Genomic DNA, 22,665 nt, shown 5'->3' on the forward strand with positions numbered 1-22,665 from the left:
ACTATCCCGGATCGTCTAAAGGTAGGACAAACGGTTTTGGTCCGTTGAATGAGGGTTCGAGTCCTTCTCCGGGAGCATGACAAGTAGCGGGCCCTGACTTGGAACGGTCGGGGCCCGCTCCCATGTCCCCCCAGAAACGCCCCGGTATCCTGCGGATGTCCACCCCCACCCGTCCAAAGCCGAAGGGCAACCCCGTGAGCGCCATTCGCCCGGCAGCCGTCGTCGTTCTTGCAGCGGGTGAGGGCACCCGTATGAAGTCGGCCACACCCAAGGTCCTGCACGAGATCTGTGGCCGTTCCCTGGTGGGTCATGTGCTCGCCGCCGCGCGTGAGTTGAACCCGCACGAACTGGTCGTCGTCGTGGGACACGCCCGCGAGAAGGTCACCGAGCACCTCGGCGGCATCGACCCGCAGGTGCGGACCGCCGTGCAGGACCGGCAGAACGGGACGGGACACGCCGTACGGATGGCTCTGGAGGAGCTCGGCGGGGCCGTCGACGGAACCGTGGTCGTCGTCTGCGGGGACACGCCGCTCCTCAGCGGTGAGACGCTGCAGGCGCTCGCCGCGACCCATCACGCGGACGGGAACGCCGTCACCGTGCTGACCGCCGAGGTCCCGGATGCCACCGGCTACGGCCGCATCGTGCGCGACGACGCCTCCGGTGCCGTGACCGCGATCGTCGAGCACAAGGACGCCAGCACCTCGCAGCGCGCGATCCGTGAGATCAACTCCGGGGTCTTCGCCTTCGACGGGCAGCTCCTCGCCGACGCGCTGGGGAAGGTGCGGACGGACAACAGTCAGGGCGAGGAGTACCTGACGGACGTCCTCGGGATCCTGCGGGAGGCCGGGCATCGCGTGGGGGCCTCGGTCGCCGGTGATCACCGAGAGATCGCCGGGATCAACAACCGTGTGCAGCTCGCGGAGGCGCGCCGGATCCTCAACGACCGGCTGCTGGAGCGCGCGATGCTGGCCGGTGTGACGGTCGTGGACCCGGCGACGACGTGGGTCGACGTGACCGTCTCCTTCGAGCAGGACGTCCTCGTCCACCCGGGCACCCAGCTCCACGGTTCGACGCATCTCGGCGAGGGCGCGGAGGTCGGGCCCAACAGCCGGCTCACGGACACGCACGTGGGCGCGGGCGCCCGCGTGGACAACACGGTGGCCGACAGGGCGCACATCGGGCCGCAGGCCAGTGTGGGGCCGTTCGCGTATCTCCGACCCGGTACCCGTCTGGGGCTGAAGTCCAAGGTGGGTACGTACGTGGAGACGAAGAACGCGTCGATCGGGGAGGGGACCAAGGTTCCGCATCTCTCCTATGTCGGGGACGCGACGATCGGAGACCACTCGAACATCGGTGCCGCGAGTGTGTTCGTGAACTACGACGGGCAGGACAAGCACCACACGACGATCGGGTCGCACTGCCGTACGGGTTCGGACAATATGTTTGTGGCTCCCGTCACGGTCGGGGACGGTGCGTACACCGCCGCGGGCTCGGTGATCACCAAGGATGTGCCGCCCGGTTCGCTTGCCGTGGCCCGCGGCCAGCAGCGGAATATCGAGGGTTGGGTGGCCCGCAAGCGCCCGGGAAGCGCGGCCGCGAAGGCGGCGGAGGCGGCCTCCCGGCAGGGCGGCGGCGAGGACTGACCGGAAACGGGTGCGCCGAACACGGCGTACCGTGATAAGTGCATACCCGCACCCCACCAGCCGAGTCGGCCTCTCACGCCCAGCCGAGAGGTCGCTCGACACCCAGCTGAGACACCTCTGAGGAGACTGTGCTGTGACCGGGATCAAGACGACCGGCGAGAAGAAGTTGATGTTCTTCTCCGGCCGCGCCCACCCCGAGCTTGCCGAGGAGGTCGCCCAGCAGTTGGGTGTCGGGGTCGTCCCGACGAAGGCCTTCGACTTCGCCAACGGCGAGATCTACGTCCGCTACCAGGAGTCGGCTCGTGGTGCGGACTGCTTCCTGATCCAGAGCCACACGGCTCCGATCAACAAGTGGATCATGGAGCAGCTGATCATGATCGACGCGTTGAAGCGTGCGTCGGCCCGTTCGATCACGGTGATCGTGCCGTTCTACGGCTACGCCCGGCAGGACAAGAAGCACCGTGGGCGTGAGCCGATCTCGGCGCGTCTGATCGCGGATCTGATGAAGACGGCGGGTGCCGACCGCATTCTGACCATGGATCTGCACACGGACCAGATCCAGGGTTTCTTCGACGGCCCGGTGGACCACCTCTTCGCGCTGCCGCTGCTCGCGGACTACGTCGGTCAGAAGGTGGACCGGGACAAGCTGACGGTGGTGTCCCCGGACGCCGGCCGGGTGCGGGTGGCGGACCGCTGGTGCGACCGTCTGGGTGCGCCGCTGGCGATCGTGCACAAGCGGCGTGACAAGGACGTGGCGAACCAGGTGACCGTCCACGAGGTCGTGGGTGAGGTCCGGGGCCGGGTGTGTGTGCTGGTGGACGACATGATCGACACCGGTGGCACGATCTGCGCGGCGGCGGACGCGCTGTTCGCGCACGGTGCGGAGGACGTCATCGTGACGGCGACGCACGGTGTGCTGTCGGGTCCGGCGGCGGACCGGCTGAAGAACTCCCGGGTGAGCGAGTTCGTGTTCACGAACACGCTGCCGACGCCGGGTGAGCTGAGCCGGGACCTGGACAAGCTGACGGTGCTGTCGATCGCGCCGACGATTGCGAGTGCGGTGCGTGAGGTGTTCGAGGACGGTTCGGTGACGAGCCTGTTCGACGAGCAGTGATCTCTGTTCGCCTCTGGGATTGATCGATTTTTCTGCGGCCTCCCGCGCCGAGTAGACTGCTTCAGTTGCTCGGCGAGGGAGGCCGTTCCCGTTCTTGGACGGGGTACGGCGGTCCGTTATCGACGCGCTCTTCGTAGCAGGCCGTTCGTGGCCGGGTGACCTCCCCAAGCTCCAAGGAGCAGGGGGACCCCGTATCCATCTCTACGAGGAGTGATCATGTCCGAGGTCAAGATCTCCGCCGAGACCCGTACCGAGTTCGGCAAGGGTGCCGCCCGTCGTATCCGCCGTGACTCGAAGGTTCCCGGTGTGCTGTACGGCCACGGTTCCGACCCGCTGCACCTGACCCTTCCGGGCCACGAGCTGCTGCTCGCGCTGCGTACCCCGAACGTCCTGATCTCCCTGGACATCGACGGCAAGTCCAACGAGCTGGCGATCCCGAAGTCCGTGCAGCGCGACCCGATCAAGGGCTTCCTGGAGCACGTCGACCTGCTGCTGGTCAAGCGTGGCGAGAAGGTCACGGTCGAGATTCCGGTGCACGCCGAGGGCGAGCTGGCCGCCGGTGGCAACCTGCTGGAGCACGTCCTGAACGCGCTGCCGGTCGAGGCCGAGGCCACGCACATCCCCGAGGGCCTGACGGTGTCGGTGGAGGGTCTGGAGGCCGGTGCCTCGGTCCTCGCCAAGGACATCGTCCTGCCGTCCGGCGTGACGCTGGCCGTCGACGAGGACGCGGTCGTTCTCCAGGTCCTGGCCGCGCAGGCCGAGGAGGCCCCGGCCGAGGGCGAGGCCGAGGGCGAAGAGGCCGCCGCCGAGGCCTGATCCTCGCGGTGGTCGTTCGTGTCAGCCGCTGTTCCCGGCAGGGGGCAGCGGCTGTCGCGTGTATCAAGGACTTATCGAGGACGCGTGTCGACGCGTATCAAGGAGACATGGACGTGACCACCCCCGCCAATGCCCCCTGGCTGGTCGTAGGCCTGGGCAATCCCGGTCCCGACTACGCCATGAACCGGCACAACGTCGGCTTCATGGTGGCCGATCTGCTGGCCGAGCGGATCGGGGGGAAGTTCAAGCGTGCCGGGAAGGCGCAGGCTCAGGTCGTGGAGGGGCGGATCGGCCCGCCCGGTCCGGCGAACCGGCGGGTGATCCTGGCGAAGCCCATGTCGTACATGAACCTGTCGGGCGGTCCGGTGAATGCGCTGCGGGACTTCTACAAGGTGCCGCTGGCGAACATCGTCGCGGTGCACGACGAGCTGGACATCGACTACGGGGCCCTGCGTCTGAAGCTGGGCGGCGGGGACAACGGGCACAACGGGCTGAAGTCGATGACGAAGGCGATGGGTGCGGACTATCACCGGGTGCGGTTCGGGATCGGGCGGCCGCCGGGCCGTATGCAGGTGGCCGACTTCGTGCTGAAGGACTTCTCGTCGGCGGAGCGCAAGGAGCTGGACTACTTCGTGGACCGGGCGGCGGACGCGGTGGAGTGTCTGGTGATCGACGGGCTGGAGCGGGCGCAAAGCTCGTACAACTCCTGACTTGTCCGGCTGCCGGGCGGGCCCGAGTTGACCGACACGAGGGGCATGGCCAATGATCCCGGCCATGCCTGCCACAGCCATCTCTTCCCGTCAGGCCTCGGCCGCCGCGGTGCGGTTCGGGCGGTTCGCGGTGATGGGTACGGTCGCCGCGCTGATCCTGATCGCGGGTGTGTGGGGTTCCTGGGGAACCGCGCAGCACGTGATGCTGACGAAGGGCCGGGAGCACGGCACGATCAGGGTGACCCGGTGCGACGGGGACAAGTGCTCGGGGCCCTTCACACCGGTCTCGCCGGGGGCGACGGCGCGGGACCGTGTCGTCATCCAGGAGCCGGTGGCGGTGCGCAAGGGACAGACGTACGCCGTCATCGTGAAGCCCGGTACGGACGATGTCGTACGGTCGGGGCCGGCGGGGATCCTGTACGCGTGGGTGCCGCTGGGCGGGGCTCTGCTGCTCGCCTCGGTCGTCGTGGCGGGCGGGCTGCGGCTGACGCGGCCGGCGTGGGTGCTGGCGGGGTCGGGGGCCGTACTGCTGACGGCGGCCTTCCTGGCGCTCTGAGCCCTGTGGGCCCTGTGGAGGATCTGAGTGTTGTCTCTTCGTGATTGACCGCGGGTCAGTCGGGGCTGGAAGCTGAACCGCCCCCTCCACATCTTCCCGTCCACAACTCGAAGATGGACTGCCCCATGCGTACCCTCACACGCGCCGGCGCCCTGTCCGCCGTCGCGGCGGCCGCGCTGTTCGCCGCCCCTTCCGCCTACGCCACCCCTCATGCCGGAGGTCCTGGTGACAACGGCACAGTGAAGATCCACGACGCCAGGACGGGCGAGGAGTTGCGCCGCAACGAACCGCACGTCTGCACGTTCTACCTGGACGCCTTCGGTTTCGACGGTGTGCAGGAGGTCGACTGGCACATCGAGGCGTGGGCTCCGACGGCCGCCCCGAAGGGCGAGACCGTGAAGTCGGGCGCCATCACCCTGGACGCCGAGGGACACGGCCGTACGGACGACCTCTCGCTGCCCGACGGGCACTACAAGCTGTTCTGGAACTTCGACGGCGAGAAGGGCGCGGCCAAGCACAAGGTGTTCTGGACGGACTGCGCGGGCTCGGAGGGGGGCGGCGGTACGACCCCGTCCGCGTCCCCGAGTTCCTCCGCCGGCCAGACGCCCGGCCCGTCCGGTTCCGCGTCCCCGAGCGCGTCCCCGAGTGCGCCGGCGGGCGGAGGCGAGTCGACGGCGCCGGCCGCGTCGTCGTCGCCGTCCGCTCAGGGCGGTGGCTCGGGCGACCTGGCCGAGACGGGCAACGGCGCGCCGGTGGGTCTGCTGTCCGGTGTCGCGGCCGCGCTGGTCGGCGCGGGCGGTTACCTGGTGTTCCGGCGCCGGAAGGCCGTCCGGGGCTGATGTCCGCATGGGTGTGCCCCCGTGCTTCGCGTGAAGCACGGGGGCACACCCATGTCGTCAGCCGGTGTTGCGGAGGCCTGCGGCCACACCGTTGACGGTGAGGAGCAGGGCCCTCGACAGCAGCGGGTCGGGCTGTTCGCCCGTGGCCGCGGCGTCGCGCTGGCGCTTGAGCAGGGTGACCTGGAGGTAGGAGATCGGGTCCAGGTAGGCGTCACGGATGCTGAAGGTCTGCTTCAGCACCGGCGTGGCGTCGAGGAGTTCCTTCTCGCCGGTGATGCGGAGCACCTCGTGCACGGTCAGCTCGTGTTCGGCGCGGATGGTGTCGAACACGTGCCGGAGCTCGTCGGGGACGAGGGTGTCGACGTAGTGCTGGGCGATCCGCAGGTCGGTCTTGGCCAGGGTCATCTCGACGTTGGAGATGAAGTTGCGGAAGAAGTGCCACTGCTCGTGCATCTCGTCGAGGACCGTGTCCCCTTCTTGCCGCAGGCCTGCTTCGCGCAGTGCCTTGAGCCCGGAGCCGACGCCGAACCAGCCGGGGACGATCTGCCGGGACTGGGTCCAGCCGAACACCCAGGGGATGGCGCGCAGGCCGTCCAGTCCGGCGCCGGAGTCGGGCCGCCGGGAGGGGCGGGAGCCCAGGTGGAGGTCGGCGAGCTGGTCGACCGGGGTGGAGGCGAAGAAGTACGCGGGCAAGTCGGGGTCCTCGACCAGGCGGCGGTAGGCGGCGTGGGCGGCCTCCGAGACGACGTCCATGGCGGCGTCCCAGCGGGCCAGGGCCTCGACCGACTGGCGGGGCGCGGTGTGCAGGGCGGAGGCCTGCAGTGTGGCCGCGACGGTCAGTTCCAGGTTCTCCCGGGCGAGGGAGGGGATGAGGTACTTGTCGGAGATGACCTCGCCCTGCTCCGTCACCTTGATCTCGCCCTCCAGGGTGCCCCAGGGCTGGGCGAGGATGGCGTCGTGGGAGGGGCCGCCGCCGCGGCCGACGGTGCCGCCGCGGCCGTGGAAGAGGCGCAGCCGGACGCCGTAGCGGTGGGCGACGTCGCGCAGCCGGCGCTGGGCACGGTGGATCTCCCACTGGCTGGTGGTGATGCCGCCGAACTTGGAGGAGTCGGAGTAGCCGAGCATGACCTCCTGGACGTCGCCGCGCAGCGCGACCAGGCGCCGGTAGGACGGGTCGGAGAGCATGTCCTCGAGGATGGTGTCGGCGGCCTTGAGCTCGTCGGTGGTCTCCAGGAGGGGGACGATGCCGATCTTGGCCCAGCCGGCGTGCAGGTCGACGAGGCCGGCCTCGCGGGCGAGGACGGCGGCGGCGAAGACGTCGTCGGCGCCCTGGCACATGGAGATGATGTAGGACTCGATGACCTCGGGTCCGAAGACCTCCAGGGCCTTCTTGACCGTCTGAAACACGCCGAGGGTCTTCTCGCCTGCCGCGTCCACGGGGGCCGGGGTGGGGGCGAGGGGCCTCCTGGACCGCAGTTCCTTGGCGAGGAGCCTGGCCCGGTACTCGCGGGGCATGTCGGCGTAGCGCCAGGATTCCTCGCCGAGGCGGTCGAAGAGCTGGCCGAGGGCGTGGTGGTGGGCGTCGGCGTGTTCGCGGACGTCCATGGTGGCGAGCTGGAGGCCGAAGGCGGCCAGGGTGCGGATGATGCGGGCGAGCCGGCCGTCGGCCAACAGGCCGCCGCGGTGTTCGCGCAGGGAGGTCTGGAGAATGCGCAGGTCGCCGAGGAGTTCGCCGGTGCCGAGGTAGTCGCGGCCCGTTGCGTGCGGGGTGCCCTTGGCCAGGCGCTGCTTGGTGTTGGCGAGCTTCTGGCGGATGCAGGTGGCCTTGAGCCGGTAGGGCTCCTCGGCGTTCAGGCGCTTGTAGCGGGGGCTGATCTCGGGCAGCAGGTCCAGGTCGGTGCGCAGGGACTCCAGGAGTTCCTCGGTGGCGCCGGTGTAGCGGATGGACTGGGAGAGCAGCCCGCGCAGCTCGTCGATCATCTCCATGGCGTCGTTGATGCCGTGCTCGTGCTGGAGAATGAGGACTTCCCAGGTCACGGCGGGGGTGACATTGGGGTTGCCGTCGCGGTCGCCGCCGATCCAGGTGCCGAAGGAAAGCGGCCGGGTGTCGTCGGGCAGCTTGACGCCGACGCGCTCCAGTTCCGCGGTGAGGTCCTCCAGGACGTCGCCGACGGCGTTGGCGTGGAGTTCGTCGAGGTAGTAGATCGCGTTGCGGGCCTCGTCGGCGGGTTCGGGGCGTACGACGCGCAGCTCGTCGGTCTGCCAGACGAGGTCGATGTTCTCGGCCAGGCGGATGTCGTGGCGGCGGCGGTCGGCCTCGATGACCGGGGTCTCCAGGAGCGCGGCGATGCGCCGGAGCTTGTTGAGGACCGAGCGGCGCGCGGCCTCGGTGGGGTGTGCGGTGAACACCGGGCGGACGTTGAGGTGCTGGACGGTCTGCCGCAGGTGTTCGGGGTCGGCGTCCTTGAGGCGGTCGGCGGTGCGGGCGAGGAGGCCGCCCTCGGCGGCGCGCCGGGCGCGCAGCTCGCGGCCGCGGTGGACCTGTTCGGTGACGTTGGCCAGGTGGAAGTAGGTGGAGAAGGCGCGGACCAGCTTGGCCGCGGTCTCCAGTTCGGTGCCGCGCAGCAGCTCGGCGGCGGCCTCTCCGTCCTCGCGGGTGAGACGGCGGACCTTCTCGACGAGCTCGAGCAGCTCGGGGCCCTCCTGGCGGACGAGGGACTCGCCGAGGAGGTCGCCCAGTCGCCTGATGTCGGCGCGCAGCTCACTGCTGGTCGTGGTGGTCTGGTCGTCGGCACTGCTCACAGGTGCGGCTCCTTGCAGTGTTGAAGCTCGTCTGGGAGGGAACCCGGGTGTCTGCCGCGCGGCAGCTGCCGCATACGGGCCGGACGTCCGGGAAGAAAACAAAGCGGACCGCGCTGTCCGACCGAATCCAAGGATAGGTGTCCATGTGGACGCGCTGGCTCACGGGCTCTTGCCGCCGGACACCGCGCTGCCATACTTACGTCGCCGTAGGTTACGGAACCGTAGGGAAGTCTGGGTACAGTCCCACTAGGTCGCCGCGACCCGGCACCCCTCCTCACCCTCGACCCCACAGGGGACGCCCATGACCACGAGTTCCGATGTGATCGAAGACGCCCCGCAGGCGACCGACCCGATCCCCTCCGCCACCCTGGGTGGCGAGCAGAAGGGCTCGATCGAACAGATCACGCTGCTGCTGTTCATCGTCGTGCCGTTCCTCGCGCTGCTGGCGGCGGTGCCGCTGGCCTGGGGCTGGGGGGTGAGCTGGCTGGATCTGAGCCTGCTGGTGTTCTTCTACTTCCTGGGGTGCCACGGCATCACGATCGGTTTCCACCGCTACTTCACCCACGGTTCGTTCAAGGCCAAGCGGCCCCTGCGGATCGCTCTGGCGATCATGGGGTCGCTGGCGGTCGAGGGTCCCCTGGTGCGCTGGGTGGCCGACCATCGCAAGCACCACAAGTTCTCCGACGCGGAGGGTGACCCGCACTCCCCGTGGCGGTTCGGCGAGACCGTTCCGGCGCTGATCAAGGGCCTGTGGTGGGCGCACATCGGCTGGATGTTCGACGAGGAGCAGACGCCGCAGGAGAAGTACGCGCCGGATCTGATCAAGGACCCGGCGATCCGGACGATCTCCCGCCAGTTCGTCTACTGGACGGTGCTCTCCCTGGCCCTGCCGCCGCTGATCGGCGGCCTGGTGACGATGTCCTGGTGGGGCGCGTTCACCGCGTTCTTCTGGGGTTCACTCGTGCGGGTGGCGCTGCTGCACCATGTGACCTGGTCGATCAACTCGATCTGCCACGCGGTCGGCAAGCGCCCCTTCAAGTCCCGGGACCGCTCCGGCAACGTGTGGTGGCTGGCCGTCCTGTCGTGCGGCGAGTCCTGGCACAACCTGCACCACGCCGACCCGACCTCGGCGCGGCACGGTGTGGAGCGGGGTCAGGTGGACTCGTCGGCGCGGATCATCCGCTGGTTTGAGATGTTCGGCTGGGCGTACGACGTCCGCTGGCCGTCACGCTCGCGTATCGATTCGCGCCGTAACACCGGGGAAGGCGGCTCCCGGCGGGGGGCGGAGGCCGCGAAGGCGGCATGATTGACGCCGTGGCGACCGACTCCAGCACCCCCAGCACCGAAAAGCCGCGGCGAGCGCGCCGGACCCGTATGACCGGTGCCGAGCGCCGCCAGCAGCTGCTCGAGATCGGTCGCACCCTCTTCGCGGCGAAGGGCTTCGAGGGCACGTCGGTGGAGGAGATCGCGGCGAAGGCCGGGGTCTCCAAGCCGGTGGTGTACGAGCACTTCGGTGGCAAGGAGGGGCTGTACGCGGTGGTGGTGGACCGCGAGATGCGCCGGCTGCTCGACATGGTGACGAGCAGCCTGACGGCCGGCCACCCCCGCGAGCTGTGCGAACAGGCGGCGTTCGCGCTGCTGGACTACATCGAGGAGTACACGGACGGCTTCCGCATCCTGGTCCGTGACTCCCCGATCCCCCAGTCGACGGGTTCCTTCGCGTCCCTGATCTCGGACATCGCCACCCAGGTGGAGGACATCCTGGGCCGCGAGTTCAAGTCCCGCGGCTTCGACCCGAAGCTGGCTCCGCTGTACGCCCAGGCGCTGGTCGGCATGGTGGCGCTGACCGGTCAGTGGTGGCTGGACGTGCGCCGCCCGAAGAAGGCGGAAGTCGCCGCCCACCTGGTGAATCTCGCGTGGCACGGGCTGGACGGGCTGGAGCCGAAGCCGCGGCTGATCGGGCACCGCAAGAGCTGACACGCGGTGCGTGATCACCCGTTGTGGTGACCTTTGTCGGTTCCGGCGACTACCGTGGGTACTCAGGCCGAAGAATCCCGCTCATGGGAGGAATCACCATGACTGCCGAGCCGAGCGCCGCACACGACTTTGAGCCCGGCATCCACCTGCCCATACCGCCGCCCGATGGCTTCACGGTCGATGACCTGTTCACCCTGCCGGACCTCCCGCCGCACACCGAGTTGATCGACGGGAGCTTGGTCTTCGTGAGTCCGCAGCGCCATTTCCACATGCTGATGATCGACTTGCTGGTGAGCGGGCTGCGCCTGATGAAGCCCGAGGACCTGAAGGTCGTGCGTGAGATGACGGTCGTCCTCGATCGCCGCAATGGCCCGGAACCGGACGTCAGCGTCGTCCGCGCGGAAGCCGCAACCAGCCTCGAGCAGACCCGTTTCCAGGCCAAGGACGTCGTGCTCGCCGTGGAAGTCGTCTCGCCCGACTCCGAGGCGCGCGACCACAACGCCAAACCGCACAAGTACGCCAAGGCGGGCATCGCGCACTTCTGGCTCGTGGAGACGGACGGGGTGAACTCGTACCCCGTCGTCCGCGTCTACGAACTCGACCCGGTGAACAAGGCCTACGGCTTGACCGGTACCTACCGCGATCGCCTCAAGGTCGGCGTTCCCTTCGACATCGACATCGACATCACGCTGGAAGCGCTCAAGGCGCTGTAGCCCCCGGCTCCAGAAACTCCAGCCGATTCCCCACCGGATCCTCCGAGTAGAAGCGTCGCTGGCCCGGGAGGTTGTCGTCCCAGATCACCGGCGCCGCACCTGCGGCCAGCCGGGCCGCGTACGCCTCGATGTCCGTCACCCGCAGCCCCGGGTGGGCCTTCCTCGCGGGCCGGAAGTCCTGCTCGATGCCCAGGTGGAGCTGCACGGAGCCTGCCTCGAACCAGCAGCCGCCGCGCGCCGCGAGCACCGGCGGTTTGGGGAGTTCCGTCATGCCGAGGACATCGACGTAGTACGCCCGCAGCAGGTCCTCGGAGCCGGGCGGGGCGGCGAGCTGTACGTGGTCGACGGCAGCGAGCATCAGCCCTCCTTGCGGGCGACGGCGAACAGACGGCGGAACGGGAGCACGGTGCCGTACTCCTGGCTCGGGTACGCCTCCCGCAGCAGGTCCCGGTACTCCGTGACGAACGCGTCCCGGGCCTTTGGGTCGTCGGCGAGGACGGTGAGGGCGGGCCGCAGTCCCGTCCCCTTGACCCAGTCGAGGACGGGGTCCTCGCCCTGCAGGACGTGGAAGTACGTCGTCTGCCACACGTCGGTGGCGCAGCCGAGGCGGGCGAGCCGGTCGAGGTAGACGCCGGGGGCGTGGACGGAGTCCTCGTGGCGCAGGACGTCGGTGAGGCGAGCTTTCCAGCGGGGCGTGGCGGCGAGTTCGCGCATCAGGGCGTGCAGCGGGGCGTCGATGTTGTCGGGGACCTGAAAGGCGAAGGTGCCGCCCGGCTCAAGGGCGCCGATCCAGTCGGCGAAGCGGTCGGCGTGCCCGGGCACCCAATGGAGGGTGGCGTTGCTGACGATCAGGTCGTACGGCTCCCTGGGCGTCCAGGTCCGTACGTCGGCGTGGGCGAAGTCCAGGCGGCCTCCGCCGGAGGTGGGCCCCTCGTGGTCGACGTGGGCCTTGTCGAGCATGTCCGGCGAGTTGTCGTATCCGGTGATGTGCGCGTCGGGCCAGCGCTCGGCGAGCAGGACGGTGACATTGCCGGGGCCGCAGCCGAGGTCGGCGATGCGGGGCCGGGCGTCGGGCAGGTCCGGGATGCGGGCGAGGAGGTCGGTGAAGGGGCGGGCGCGGTGACCGGCGTGACGCAGGTACTGGCCGGGGTCCCAGGTCGGCTTCGTCATGTCCTCCACTCTCCCCGGGTGCATATCTCGATGTCAAGAGACTTGAGATCAAGAGACTTCATGTCGACAGAACCACTACACTGATCGCCATGGAGGACGAGGTCGATCGGCTGGTCGCTGCGTGGCGCCGGGAGCGCCCGGACCTCGACGTGGAACCGCTCGAAGTGCTGAGCCGCGTGAGCCGGCTGGCCCGGCACCTGGACCGGGCGCGTCGGCTGGCCTTCGCCGAGCACCAGCTGGAGCCCTGGGAGTTCGACGTTCTGACCGCGCTCAGGCGCGCGGGGACGCCCTATCAGCTCTCGCCGGGACAGCTGCTGACACAGACCCTGGTCACCTCGGGCACGATGACGAACCGCATCGACCGCCTGGCGAAGAAGGGCCTGGTGGAGCGGCTGCCCGACCCCAGTGACCGGCGCGGGGTGCTGGTGCGCCTGACGGACGAGGGCCGCGACCGCGCCGACCAGGCCCTGGCGGGCCTGCTGGACCAGGAGCGCGCGATCCTCGCGGAGCTCTCCCGCGCCCAGCGGGGCGAACTGGCGGCGCTGCTACGCCAGTTGACCGCCCCGTTCGACAACATCCCCGGCTAGGGCGGGCCCCAGGTCGACCGGCCCCACCCCGGCCCGCCGCGCAAGGGCGACGGCGGCGAGGGTGGAGTGGACGCCCAACTTGCCGAGGACGTTCTGCATATGGGTGCGCACGGTGTGCGGGGAGAGGAACAGCCGCTCGGCGACGGCCTTGCGGCCGAGCCCCGCGACCATGCAGCGCAGCACCTCCCGCTCCCGCGGGGTGAGCGACTCCACCAGCCGCTCGCTCTCGGTACGGTGCTTGCGGGCGGCCGTCAGCTCCCGCAGCACGCCGGTGAGCAGCGCGGGCGGCAGGTGGGTCTCGTCGCGCAGGACGCCCCGGATGACGTTGAGCAGCCGGGACAGCGAGCAGTCCTTGGCGACCCATCCGGAGGCACCGGCCTGCAGGGCCAGGGCCGCGCGCCGGGGGTCGTCCTTCTCGGCGAGGACGACGGTCCGTACGCCGGGCTGCGCCGAACGGACGCCCGCGACCAGCGAGATGCCGTCGACGAGCCCCTCCTCGTTGCCCTCCTGCACCGGCACGGCCGGCCGCGCGCCGGGCACATGGCCGCCCAGGTCGGCGTCGACGAGCAGCACGTCGAAGCGGCGGCCCTCGGCGGCCGCCCGCTCCAGACAGCGCAGTGCGGCCGGACCGCTGCCGGCCGCGGAGACGTCGACGTCGGGCTCGGCGGCGAGGGCCGCGGCGAGCGACTCGGCGAAAATGCGATGGTCGTCGACGACCAGGACTCGGATGCGAACCATGTAACCCCCTTCCCCAAGCTCCACTAGGAGCAGGGGAGACCCCATCGCCCGGAGAACGCCGACCGGCGCGGGTACGACCCCCACGAGTACGGGTGACGCAAACCGCACGGCCGCCGCCGTGCAGACACTGCTACCCCCACCGCGGGCGTCGTACCCGACTGTCTCGCCCCCCTGATCGGCACCGGCCCCCACCGGTGCTGTTCATCAGGGTACGGCCGGGGGCCCGGAGCGGAAGGCTATTTGCAGAACTGGCTGTCCAGCGCGTTTATGGTGTGCCGCATGTTTCGTATTGAGGCGGAAGTCGACAAGGCGAGGCGCGATCTTCTCCGTTCCCGGCTGCTGGAGACCAACACGGCGGCGTCCCCTGTCCTGGCGGCCCTGCGCGGCACCCCGGCGGAACGGGAAGTCCCGCTCCATGTGTGGGCCCTCGACGTTACCGGGGAGCTGGCGGGCGGACTGGTCGGCCACACCTGGACCACCTGGCTGCACGTCACATACCTGTGGGTCGACGAACGCCACCGCGGCTCGGGCCTCGGCTCCCGGCTGCTCGCGGAGGCGGAACGCATCGCCCACCGGGACCGGGGCTGCCGCTCGGCCCGCCTGGAGACCTGGGACTTCCAGGCCCCGGGCTTCTACCGGAAGCAGGGCTACGAGGTGGTGTGCGTGATCCCCGGCTATCCGCCGGGGATCACGGAGTACACACTGACGAAGCGACTGGGCTGACCCCGCCGGGGCCGCGCCCCGGCCGTGCGGAGCCTGCGGCCCGGCCGTCAGCCCACCCGGCGCGCCCCCGCCGCCGGCACCGCCTCGAACACGCGCGGCGCCGTGAAGTCGGCCGCGGCGAAGGCCCCCTCGATCGCCTTGGTGATCGTGTCGACGTCGGCGGCCTCCGCGAGGACGATCGCCGAGCCGCCGAAGCCGCCGCCGGTCATCCGGGCGCCGAGCGCGCCCGCGGTCAGGGCGGTGTCGACGACCAGGTCCAGCTCGGGGCAGGAGATGCGGAAGTCGTCGCGCAGCGAGGCATGACCCTCGGTGAGGACCGGGCCGATCGCCCGGGTGTCGCCCGACTCCAGGAGCGCCACGACGCGTTCGACGCGCTGGTCCTCCGTGACGACGTGGCGCACCAGGCGGCGCACCTCCTGCTCGTCGCCCAGCCGGACCAGTGCCGCGTCCAGGCCGGCGTAGGGGATGTCCCGCAGCGCGTCGACGCCGAGCAGCGCCGCACCCTTCTCGCAGCCGGCCCGGCGCTTGCCGTACTCGCCGTCGCTGTGGGCGTGCTTGACCCGGGTGTCGACCACCAGCAGGCGCATGCCCTGTGCCGCCAGGTCGAAGGGGATCTGCTTCCGGGAGAGGTCGCGGGTGTCGAGGAACAGGGCGTGGCCCTCCTCGCAGCAGGCCGACGCGGTCTGGTCCATGATCCCCGTGGGGGCGCCGACGTAGACGTTCTCGGCGCGCTGACACAGGCGGGCCAGCCGCCGGCGCTGGAGGCCGAGTTCGTACAGGTCGTCCAGGGCCAGGGCGATCACGACCTCGAGGGCGGCCGAGGAGGACAGGCCGGCGCCCGTGGGGACCGTCGACGAGAGGTGGATGTCGGCGCCGGTGACCGGGTGGCCGGCTTCGCGGAGCGCCCAGACCACGCCGGCCGGGTACGCCGTCCAGTTGCGGTCGGTCTCGGGGGCGAGGGCGTCGAGCGGGAGCTCCACGGCACCGCCCTCGACGTCCGCGGAGTGCAGGCGCAGCACCCCGTCGGTGCGCCGGGAGACCGCCGCCGTCGCCACGTGCGGCAGCGCGAACGGCATGACGAAGCCGTCGTTGTAGTCGGTGTGCTCGCCGATCAGGTTGACCCGGCCGGGCGCCGACCAGACGCCCTCCGGTTCGGCCCCGTACAGCTCGACGAAGCCCTCGCGGACCTGCTGTGCCCCCACTACTGCTCCCTTGCGGTCTTCTGCGCGAACTCCCAGGCGTCCGCGACGATGGCGGCGAGGTCGGCGCGGGACGGGTTCCAGCCGAGGCGCTCGCGGGCGGCCCGGGCGGAGGCGACCAGGACGGCGGGGTCGCCGCCCCGGCGCGGGGCCACGACCTCGGGGATCGGGTGGCCGGTCACCTGTCGGACGGTCTCGATGACCTCGCGGACGGAGAAGCCCTCGCCGTTGCCGAGGTTGCAGATCAGGTGCTCGCCGGGCTGCGCGGCCCGCAGCGCGAGCAGGTGGGCCTCGGCCAGGTCCGCGACGTGGATGTAGTCGCGGACGCAGGTGCCGTCCGGGGTCGGGTAGTCGTCGCCGAAGACGGAGATCGCGTCGCGGCGGCCCTGGGCGACCTGGAGGACGAGGGGGATGAGGTGCGACTCGGGGTCGTGCCGCTCGCCCTGTGCGCCGTAGGCGCCGGCCACGTTGAAGTAGCGCAGCGACACCGCGCCCAGGCCGTGGGCGGCGGCCTCGCCGCTGATCATGTGGTCGACGGCGAGCTTCGAGGCGCCGTAGGGGTTGGTGGGCCGGGTGGGGGCGGTCTCGACGATCGGGACCTGCTCCGGCTCGCCGTAGGTGGCCGCGGTGGAGGAGAAGACGAGCTTGCGGACGCCCGCCTCGCGCATCGCGCCGAGCAGCGCCATGGTGCCGCCGACGTTGTTGTCCCAGTACTTCTCCGGCTTCACGACCGACTCGCCGACCTGGGAGAAGGCGGCGAAGTGCAGGACGCCGTCGTAGGAGGGGTCGAGCCACTTGGCGGCGTCGCGGATGTCGCCCTCGACGAAGGCGGCGCCCGCGGGCACGCCCTCGCGGAAGCCGGTCGAGAGGTTGTCCAGGACCGTGACCTCGTGGCCGGCCTCCAGCAGGTGCTGGGCGACGACGCCGCCGACGTAGCCCGCTCCACCGGTCACCAGATACTTGCCGCTCATGAACTCGCTACCTCTCGCAGTCGCTGGGCCGCGCGTTCCGGCGGCACGTCGTTGATGAACACGCTCATGCCGGATTCGGAACCCGCGAGAAACTTCAGCTTGCCGGAAGTGCGGCGGATGGTGAAAAGCTCAAGGTGGAGCGCGAAGTCGTCACGGCTGACGACCGTGCTTCCCTCGAATTCCTCCATCAGGCCGAACGGCGCCTGGTGCCAGGCGGAGATGTACGGCGTCGGAGGCTCACCCTCGCCGAAGATCCGGTCGAAGCGCCTCAAGAGTTCCAGATAAACCTTGGGGAACTCTGAGCGCGCCGCCTCGTCGAGCGCGAGCAGATCGGGGACACGGCGCTTCGGGTACAGGTGGGCCTCGTAGGGCCAGTGCGCGGCATACGGCACGAAGGCCACCCAGTTTTCACCCTCAAGGACGACCCGCTCACCGGCGAGCTCCTGCTCTATGAGGGTGTCGAAGAGGTTGCCCCCGCCGGTCGCCTCCTTGTGGGCGGCGAGGGAGTTCAGCATCAGCGCGGTGCGCGGAGTGGTGAAGGGGTACGCGTAGATCTGGCCGTGCGGGTGACCGAGCGTGACGCCGATCTCCGGGCCACGGTTCTCGAAACAGAACACCTGCTCGACGGAGGGGAGATGCGACAGCTCCGAAGTCCGGTCCGTCCACGCGTCGAGGACGAGGCGCGCCTGCTCCTCGGTGAGGTCGGCGAAGGACGCGTTGTGGTCGGAGGTGAAGCAGACGACCTCGCACCGGCCAGAGTCGCCGGCCAGCGACGGGAAGCGGTTCTCGAAGACGACGACGTCGTACGACGAGTCCGGGATCTCGCTCAGGCGATCGCTCGCCGATGGGCACAGGGGGCACTCGTCGGCCGGGGGGTGATAGGTGCGGCCCTGCCGGTGCGAGGCGATCGCGACCCGGTCGCCGAGCAGCGGGTCGCGGCGGATCTCGGAGGTGGTGACGGTGCGCTCGAGGGGTCGCCGGTCGACCGCGTCGCGCACGGTGTCGTCCCGCAGGTCGTAGTAGATCAACTCACGACCGTCGGCCAGTCGAGTCGAGGTCTTCTTCACTGCGGACTCCCTATCCGAGCCACCTTCAACCTTCAAACAGAAACGAACACACCAAAACACAACTCACCACGACAGTCAACATCGCAATCAAACAAGGTGGATGAGCGGACGTGTTCAATAACGGAGTGCAAATCCCCACATATGCCCTCACGCAGGCTCCAGAGCATCTGGCAGCCGAGCTACGGCTCCCCACGAACGGGCTGGACTACACGATCCTTGCGATCTACTTCGCCGTCGTCCTGGGCATCGGCTTCGCGGCTCGCCGCTCGGTGAAGACCACCCTGGACTTCTTTCTCTCCGGGCGTTCCCTGCCCGCCTGGATCACCGGTCTCGCGTTCATCTCTGCCAATCTGGCCGCGACCGAGATCCTCGGCATGGCGGCCAACAGCGCGCAGTACGGTGCCTACACCGTCCACTGGTACTGGATCGGCGCCATCCCCGCCATGGTCTTCCTCGGCCTGGTGATGATGCCCTTCTACTACGGCAGCAAGGTCCGCTCGGTCCCCGAGTTCCTGCTGCTGCGCTTCGACAAATGGGCCCACCTGCTGAGTTCGATCCTGTTCGCCTTTGCGGCGATCCTGATCGCCGGGGTGAACCTCTACGCCCTCGCGATCGTCGTCGAGGCGCTGCTGGGCTGGCCGCAGTGGGTGGCGATCGTGGTCGCCGGCTTCTTCGTGCTCGCCTACATCACCCTCGGCGGGCTCTCCTCCGCGATCTACAACGAGGTGCTGCAGTTCTTCGTGATCCTGGCGGCCCTCATCCCGATCTCCGTACTCGGCCTGCGGAAGGTCGGCGGCTGGAGCGGGCTGAGCGACAAGCTCACCGCGCTGCACGGCCCCGACTTCGTCACCGCCTGGGGCGGCACGGGCATCGGCAGTCCCAACCCGCTCGGCGCCAACTGGCTGACCATCGTCCTCGGCCTCGGCTTCGTGCTGTCCTTCGGCTACTGGACGACGAACTTCGCCGAGGTGCAGCGCGCCCTGTCCGCGAAGAACCTCTCCGCCGCGCAGCGCACGCCGCTGATCGCCGCGTATCCGAAGATCTTCATCGTCTTCCTGGTGATGATCCCGGGCCTGGTCGCCGCCGCGCTGGTGCCGAACATCGGCACCAAGGGCTCGAACCTCCAGTACAACGACGCCATCCCGTACCTGATGCAGGAGCTGCTGCCCAACGGCGTGCTGGGCATCGCGGTGACGGGTCTGCTGGCCGCGTTCATGGCCGGCATGGCGGCCAACGTGTCGTCCTTCAACACGGTGTTCACCAACGACATCTGGTCGAAGTACGTGATCAGACACCGCGAGGACGAGTACTACGTCCGCTTCGGCCGCCTGATCACGGCGATCGGCGTGCTGGCCTCCATCGGCACGGCGTTCCTGGCCTCCTCGTTCTCGAACATCATGGCCTACCTTCAGACGCTGTTCTCCTTCTTCAACGTGCCGATGTTCGTCGTCTTCATCGTCGGCATGTTCTGGAAGCGGGCGTCGGCGAAGTCCGGCTTCTGGGGGCTGCTCGCCGGCACGGTCACGGCGATGGTCAACTACTTCGTGATCTACAAGAGGGGCATCATCGGCATCCCCACGGACCAGGGAGCCAACTTCGTGTCCGCGATCGCGGGCTTCGTGGCCGGCGCGGTGGTGATGTTCATCGTCACCCTGTTCACCGCGCCGAAGCGGGACGAGGACCTGGAGGGCCTCGTCTACGGCACCCGCTCCCCCGGCATGGCCGAGCCGCCCGCCGCCGGCGACGACGCCTGGTACCGCAAGCCGGCCCTGCTGGGCTGGGGCGCGGTGATCCTGGCCGCCGCCTGCTACATCCCGTTCTCGTTCTGACCGCGGGAGAATGGAGAAACCATGTCCGACGAATACGGATACTCCGGCTATTCCGAGCGGGACCTCCAGCGGGAAGTCCTCGATCTGGAGCACAAGTCCACGACCGCCGCCCGCATCTTCGACCTGCGCCGCATCATCGGCGTCCTGTTCGTGGTCTACGGGATCATCGTCACGATCGCCGGCATCACCGCCTCCGACGCCGAGATCGCCAAGGCGCAGGGCGTCAACATCAACCTGTGGACCGGCATCGGGATGCTGCTCCTCGGTGTGTTCTTCCTGGTCTGGCTGAAGCTGCGGCCCACCCCGCCGCCGCTTCCGGAGGCAGTCCCGGACGACAAGCCGCACGAGTGACGCTCCGAGGGGCCGCAGTCCACGGCACTGCGGCCCCACAGGCGCGGGGATGGCACCCTCTAGAAGTCCGGGTGCGCAGCCGACGCGTTCGTCACCGGTCCCGCCCTGTCCAGCAGCCCCGTCCGGGCCGCCAGCGCCGCCGCCTCCAGCCGGGAGCCGACGCCCAGCTTCATCAGGACGCGCTGCACATGGGTACGGGCCGTGCTCGGGGCGATGCCCATGCCGGCCGCGATCAGCCGGGTGTCCTCACCGTCGGCGACCCTGACCAGGACCTCGACCTCCCGCGGGGTGAGCATCTGCAAAAGGCGCTGGCCCTCGTCGTCGGGCTGGGCGGCCGGGTTGAGGAGCTCACTGAAGGCCCCCTGCAAGAGCTGCGGGGCGACGGCCGCCTCGCCCGCCCGAGCCTTCATGATCGCCCGTTCCACCCCTTCGATCCGCTCGTCGTGACGCACGTACCCCGACGCACCGGCCGCGAAGGCCGCCGCGATCCCTCGCGGGGACGGCACCGGGCCCAGGACCAGCACCGCGACCTGCGGACGCTCCCGCTTGATCCGCACCACCGGATCGAAGGTCCCCGGCTCGGCCGGTGCCGCCGTACCCAGCAGGCACACCTCGGGCGCACGGCTGATCACCAGCTCCGCCGCCCCCGCGGCCGGAGCCGCCGCCGCGAGCACCCGGTGCCCGCGCAGCTTCAGCGCCGAGGCCAGCGCCTCCGCCAGCAATCGGTGGTCGTCGACCACCATGAGCCGCACTCCCATAGAGCAACCCCCCAGTCCCCCCAATGGATGCCCCACTATGGATGTCCACTGGTCCACATGGACAGAGGGCCCCCCGGCACCCCTGCCCTTCATGACCCCGGAAGCTACACGCTTGTTCGACGTCGCGCTGCCCCTACTGATGAGAAGTGCCCCGGATCGACGGAATTTCTGGCATTCGAGGGTGATGAGCGGTAAGTGCACGGCCCCGCCCCTGAGCAGGGGCGGGACCGTCGGGCGGGGGGCGCGCGATCAGCCGCCCACGCCGAACGCGACCACCAGGTACTCCTTGCCGTACGTGGAGTCCGACTTGTGGGCGAAGATCGCCGACATGTAGAGGCGTCCCTGGGCGTAGAGGAACTCCGCGTAGTCCGGCAGCATGCTGGTCTCCACGTCCCGCACGTCCCGGGTGGCCGGGTTCTCCAGCAGCTTGGTCTCCTTGAAGGAGCCGCCGTCGATGCTGACGATCTGGCCGCCCTTGTCGTAGGGCGGGCGCTTGTACGCGATCAGGTTGCCGCCGTCCATGCGCAGCGGGGAGATCGTGTAGCCGTCGCCGGCGTCGGCACGCTGGCCGGTCTGCTTGCCGGTGCTCAGGTCGAACGCCACGATCTCGTTGGTCTTGCTGTACTCGCCCTTGCCGTCGTGCTCCTCGGTCGGCACGTACAGCTTGTCGTTGCCGACCACGATCTCCTTGCAGTACTCGATCCGGGAGATGCCGTCGCAGCGGCCGCCGTAGGAGTCACCGGGCGCGGAGATCTTGGTGCGCAGCTTGCCGGTCTTGTCGTCGATGGAGAAGTAGTCCGAGATACCGCTGCCGTCGCCCGCGCTGTCACCGACGTCGGCGGCCACCACCAGCGGGTTCGTCGAGACGATGCTGGCGTACTCGACGCCCGGGGCCATCTTGTACTCGGAGATCACCTTCCCCGACTCGGGGTCGATGGTCTGGATGTGCAGCTGACGGTTGTCGTACTGACCGCACTTGCGCACGGCCACCAGCTTGTCACCGCCGCCGTACCCGGCGTCGTAGCAGCTGTCGGTCGGCTTCGGCTGCCAGAGCAGCTTGCCGGAGTCGATGTCGAAGGCGGCGCCGCCGTTGGTGCTGCCGACCGCGACGGTCCGCTGGGCGACCGTCACATTGTCGAAGTTGATCGGGTAGTCACCGGAGTCGACCGACTTCGTCCACAGCTTCTTGCCCGCGTCGAGGTCGATGGCCGCGACCTGGCTGCAGCCCGCGGAGGAGCTCTTGGCGGGCATCTTCGGCTGGAAGGTGATCGCCGTCCGGTTGTCCGAGGTGACGTGGTTGGTCACGGTGCACACGGGGCCGGGCAGGTCGATCGTCCACAGTTTGCTGCCGTTACCGGGGTCGTAGCCGACGATCTGGGCGATGCCGCTCTTGGCGTACACCTTGTCGGTGAGCCAGGAGCCGGCGGTGACGACCGTGTCGTTCGCCTTGGGCAGCGGGACCTTGAAGCTGATCTGGGCGGCGGGGTCGGAGGGCACCTTCTCCTTGCCGCCGGAGGAGGTGCCCCCGCTGTCGCCCTTGTCGTCCTTGCCACCGGTGGTGCCACCGGAGTTCGCCGTGCCGTGCTTCTTGCCGTCGCCGCCGGACGACTTCGCGTACCAGATGCCGCCGCCGACGATCAGGGCGATCACGACGAGGGCCGAGACGATGATGACGAGCGAGGAGTTGACCTTCCGCCCGCCCCCGCCCGGCGCTCCGGGCTGCGGCTGGAGCGGCATGGTGGGTCGGCCCGGGTAGCCGTAACCGGGCTGCTGTCCGTACGCGTTGGGCTGGGTGTACGGGTTTTGCGGCTGGGCGGGATAGCCGTAGCCCGGGGGCGCCTGGGGGGCGCCCTGCGGGGCCTGGGGGTATCCGTAGCCGGGCGGCGGAGGAGGCGGCGTCTGCGGGGACTGCTGCGGGTAGCCGTAGCCCGGCTCCGGCGCCTTCTGGAAGCCCGGCGGGGTCTGCGCAGCGGCCGGGGGCGGCTGCGGGGTGGCCGGCGGCGTCGCGGGCGGCTGGTCCTGGGGCGGGCCGAAACCGCCCTGCTGCGGCGGCTGGTTGGGCGGCGGAGGCGGCGGCTGGGTCATGGCAGGTGTACCTCGGA

The 22,665-nt window shown here is 69.6% G+C and carries 22 protein-coding genes and 1 tRNA gene; 14 read left to right on the forward strand and 9 right to left on the reverse strand.

Annotated features, from left to right (window positions below; all coding sequences use genetic code 11):
• Positions 1–4 precede the first annotated feature (4 nt).
• From Q8A52_RS04245 to Q8A52_RS04275, 7 genes are all read left to right on the forward strand, one after another.
• Positions 5–75: transfer RNA gene (locus Q8A52_RS04245), tRNA-Gln, on the forward strand.
• A 119-nt stretch (positions 76–194) separates the two neighbouring features.
• On the forward strand, positions 195–1,643 hold the full coding sequence (gene glmU, locus Q8A52_RS04250; protein WP_316748964.1) for a bifunctional UDP-N-acetylglucosamine diphosphorylase/glucosamine-1-phosphate N-acetyltransferase GlmU: 1,449 nt from the start codon (positions 195–197) through the stop codon (positions 1,641–1,643).
• 133 nt (positions 1,644–1,776) lie between these two features.
• Positions 1,777–2,757: a ribose-phosphate diphosphokinase gene (locus Q8A52_RS04255; RefSeq protein ID WP_316748965.1), complete on the forward strand. Its 981-nt coding sequence runs from the start codon at positions 1,777–1,779 to the stop codon at positions 2,755–2,757.
• Positions 2,758–2,973: 216 nt separating this feature from the next.
• The gene (locus Q8A52_RS04260; RefSeq protein WP_316748968.1) at positions 2,974–3,573 is read left to right on the forward strand and encodes a 50S ribosomal protein L25/general stress protein Ctc; all 600 of its coding nucleotides are present in this window, start codon (positions 2,974–2,976) and stop codon (positions 3,571–3,573) included.
• A 107-nt stretch (positions 3,574–3,680) separates the two neighbouring features.
• Positions 3,681–4,283 (forward strand): aminoacyl-tRNA hydrolase, encoded by a 603-nt coding sequence (gene pth, locus Q8A52_RS04265; protein WP_316748970.1) that lies wholly within the window; start codon positions 3,681–3,683, stop codon positions 4,281–4,283.
• A 52-nt stretch (positions 4,284–4,335) separates the two neighbouring features.
• Entirely contained in the window at positions 4,336–4,839 is a 504-nt protein-coding gene (locus Q8A52_RS04270; RefSeq protein WP_316748972.1) for a hypothetical protein, read from the forward strand.
• A 125-nt stretch (positions 4,840–4,964) separates the two neighbouring features.
• Positions 4,965–5,678: an LPXTG cell wall anchor domain-containing protein gene (locus Q8A52_RS04275; RefSeq protein WP_316748974.1), complete on the forward strand. Its 714-nt coding sequence runs from the start codon at positions 4,965–4,967 to the stop codon at positions 5,676–5,678.
• Between the two features lie 57 nt (positions 5,679–5,735).
• On the opposite strand, the gene ppc is transcribed toward Q8A52_RS04275, so the two are convergent.
• Complete coding sequence (ppc, locus tag Q8A52_RS04280) at positions 5,736–8,480, reverse strand: phosphoenolpyruvate carboxylase (RefSeq protein ID WP_316748976.1); 2,745 nt, start codon at positions 8,478–8,480, stop codon at positions 5,736–5,738.
• 301 nt (positions 8,481–8,781) lie between these two features.
• Between ppc and Q8A52_RS04285 the strand changes: the two genes are divergently transcribed.
• The 3 genes from Q8A52_RS04285 (at position 8,782) to Q8A52_RS04295 (ending at position 11,170) form a co-directional block, all read left to right on the forward strand.
• Positions 8,782–9,786, forward strand: coding sequence for an acyl-CoA desaturase (locus Q8A52_RS04285; RefSeq protein WP_316748978.1), 1,005 nt, complete (start codon positions 8,782–8,784; stop codon positions 9,784–9,786).
• Positions 9,783–10,457, forward strand: a complete 675-nt coding sequence (locus Q8A52_RS04290) for a TetR/AcrR family transcriptional regulator (protein WP_263209629.1) — start codon at positions 9,783–9,785, stop codon at positions 10,455–10,457. The genes Q8A52_RS04285 and Q8A52_RS04290 overlap by 4 nt, the downstream gene beginning before the upstream one ends.
• Positions 10,458–10,555: 98 nt before the next feature.
• A complete protein-coding gene (locus Q8A52_RS04295; RefSeq protein ID WP_316748982.1) occupies positions 10,556–11,170 on the forward strand; it encodes a Uma2 family endonuclease in 615 nt (204 codons plus the stop codon).
• Here the strand turns inward: Q8A52_RS04295 and Q8A52_RS04300 are convergent.
• Together Q8A52_RS04300 and Q8A52_RS04305 are read right to left on the reverse strand one after the other, a co-directional pair.
• Positions 11,157–11,528 carry a VOC family protein gene (locus Q8A52_RS04300; protein WP_316748984.1) on the reverse strand — a complete coding sequence of 124 codons (372 nt, stop codon included), beginning with the start codon at positions 11,526–11,528 and terminating at the stop codon, positions 11,157–11,159. The two genes, Q8A52_RS04295 and Q8A52_RS04300, sit on opposite strands and share 14 nt — an antisense overlap.
• The gene (locus Q8A52_RS04305) at positions 11,528–12,340 is read right to left on the reverse strand and encodes a trans-aconitate 2-methyltransferase (protein WP_316748987.1); all 813 of its coding nucleotides are present in this window, start codon (positions 12,338–12,340) and stop codon (positions 11,528–11,530) included. The genes Q8A52_RS04300 and Q8A52_RS04305 overlap by 1 nt, the downstream gene beginning before the upstream one ends.
• An 89-nt stretch (positions 12,341–12,429) precedes the next feature.
• Between Q8A52_RS04305 and tamR the strand changes: the two genes are divergently transcribed.
• Positions 12,430–12,927, forward strand: coding sequence for a MarR family transcriptional regulator TamR (gene tamR, locus Q8A52_RS04310; RefSeq protein ID WP_316748989.1), 498 nt, complete (start codon positions 12,430–12,432; stop codon positions 12,925–12,927).
• Here tamR and Q8A52_RS04315 read toward each other — a convergent pair.
• Positions 12,886–13,665, reverse strand: a complete 780-nt coding sequence (locus Q8A52_RS04315; protein WP_316748991.1) for a response regulator transcription factor — start codon at positions 13,663–13,665, stop codon at positions 12,886–12,888. The genes tamR and Q8A52_RS04315 overlap by 42 nt on opposite strands.
• A 267-nt stretch (positions 13,666–13,932) precedes the next feature.
• Between Q8A52_RS04315 and Q8A52_RS04320 the strand changes: the two genes are divergently transcribed.
• Entirely contained in the window at positions 13,933–14,388 is a 456-nt protein-coding gene (locus tag Q8A52_RS04320; protein ID WP_316748993.1) for a GNAT family N-acetyltransferase, read from the forward strand.
• A gap of 47 nt (positions 14,389–14,435) precedes the next feature.
• Here the strand turns inward: Q8A52_RS04320 and galK are convergent, their stop codons facing one another.
• The 3 genes from galK to galT are packed head-to-tail and all read right to left on the reverse strand — an operon-like array spanning position 14,436 to position 17,625.
• Positions 14,436–15,590, reverse strand: coding sequence for a galactokinase (gene galK / locus Q8A52_RS04325; protein ID WP_316748996.1), 1,155 nt, complete (start codon positions 15,588–15,590; stop codon positions 14,436–14,438).
• Positions 15,590–16,558, reverse strand: coding sequence for a UDP-glucose 4-epimerase GalE (galE, locus tag Q8A52_RS04330; RefSeq protein WP_316748998.1), 969 nt, complete (start codon positions 16,556–16,558; stop codon positions 15,590–15,592). Before galE ends, galK begins: the two co-directional genes overlap by 1 nt.
• Positions 16,555–17,625, reverse strand: a complete 1,071-nt coding sequence (gene galT / locus Q8A52_RS04335) for a galactose-1-phosphate uridylyltransferase (protein WP_316749000.1) — start codon at positions 17,623–17,625, stop codon at positions 16,555–16,557. Before galT ends, galE begins: the two co-directional genes overlap by 4 nt.
• A gap of 125 nt (positions 17,626–17,750) precedes the next feature.
• On the opposite strand from galT, the gene Q8A52_RS04340 reads away from it, so the two are divergent.
• Together Q8A52_RS04340 and Q8A52_RS04345 are read left to right on the forward strand one after the other, a co-directional pair.
• A complete protein-coding gene (locus Q8A52_RS04340; protein WP_316749002.1) occupies positions 17,751–19,454 on the forward strand; it encodes a sodium:solute symporter family protein in 1,704 nt (567 codons plus the stop codon).
• Positions 19,455–19,475: 21 nt separating this feature from the next.
• Positions 19,476–19,805 carry a hypothetical protein gene (locus tag Q8A52_RS04345; protein WP_316749004.1) on the forward strand — a complete coding sequence of 110 codons (330 nt, stop codon included), beginning with the start codon at positions 19,476–19,478 and terminating at the stop codon, positions 19,803–19,805.
• A gap of 59 nt (positions 19,806–19,864) precedes the next feature.
• Here Q8A52_RS04345 and Q8A52_RS04350 read toward each other — a convergent pair whose 3' ends face one another.
• Positions 19,865–20,563, reverse strand: coding sequence for a helix-turn-helix transcriptional regulator (locus Q8A52_RS04350; protein ID WP_316749006.1), 699 nt, complete (start codon positions 20,561–20,563; stop codon positions 19,865–19,867).
• Positions 20,564–20,812: 249 nt separating this feature from the next.
• Positions 20,813–22,648 (reverse strand): outer membrane protein assembly factor BamB family protein, encoded by a 1,836-nt coding sequence (locus Q8A52_RS04355; RefSeq protein WP_316749007.1) that lies wholly within the window; start codon positions 22,646–22,648, stop codon positions 20,813–20,815.
• Between the last annotated feature and the right edge of the window lie 17 nt (positions 22,649–22,665).

The organism is Streptomyces herbicida, from assembly GCF_032656585.1.
GTDB classification, from domain to species: Bacteria; Actinomycetota; Actinomycetes; order Streptomycetales; family Streptomycetaceae; genus Streptomyces; species Streptomyces herbicida.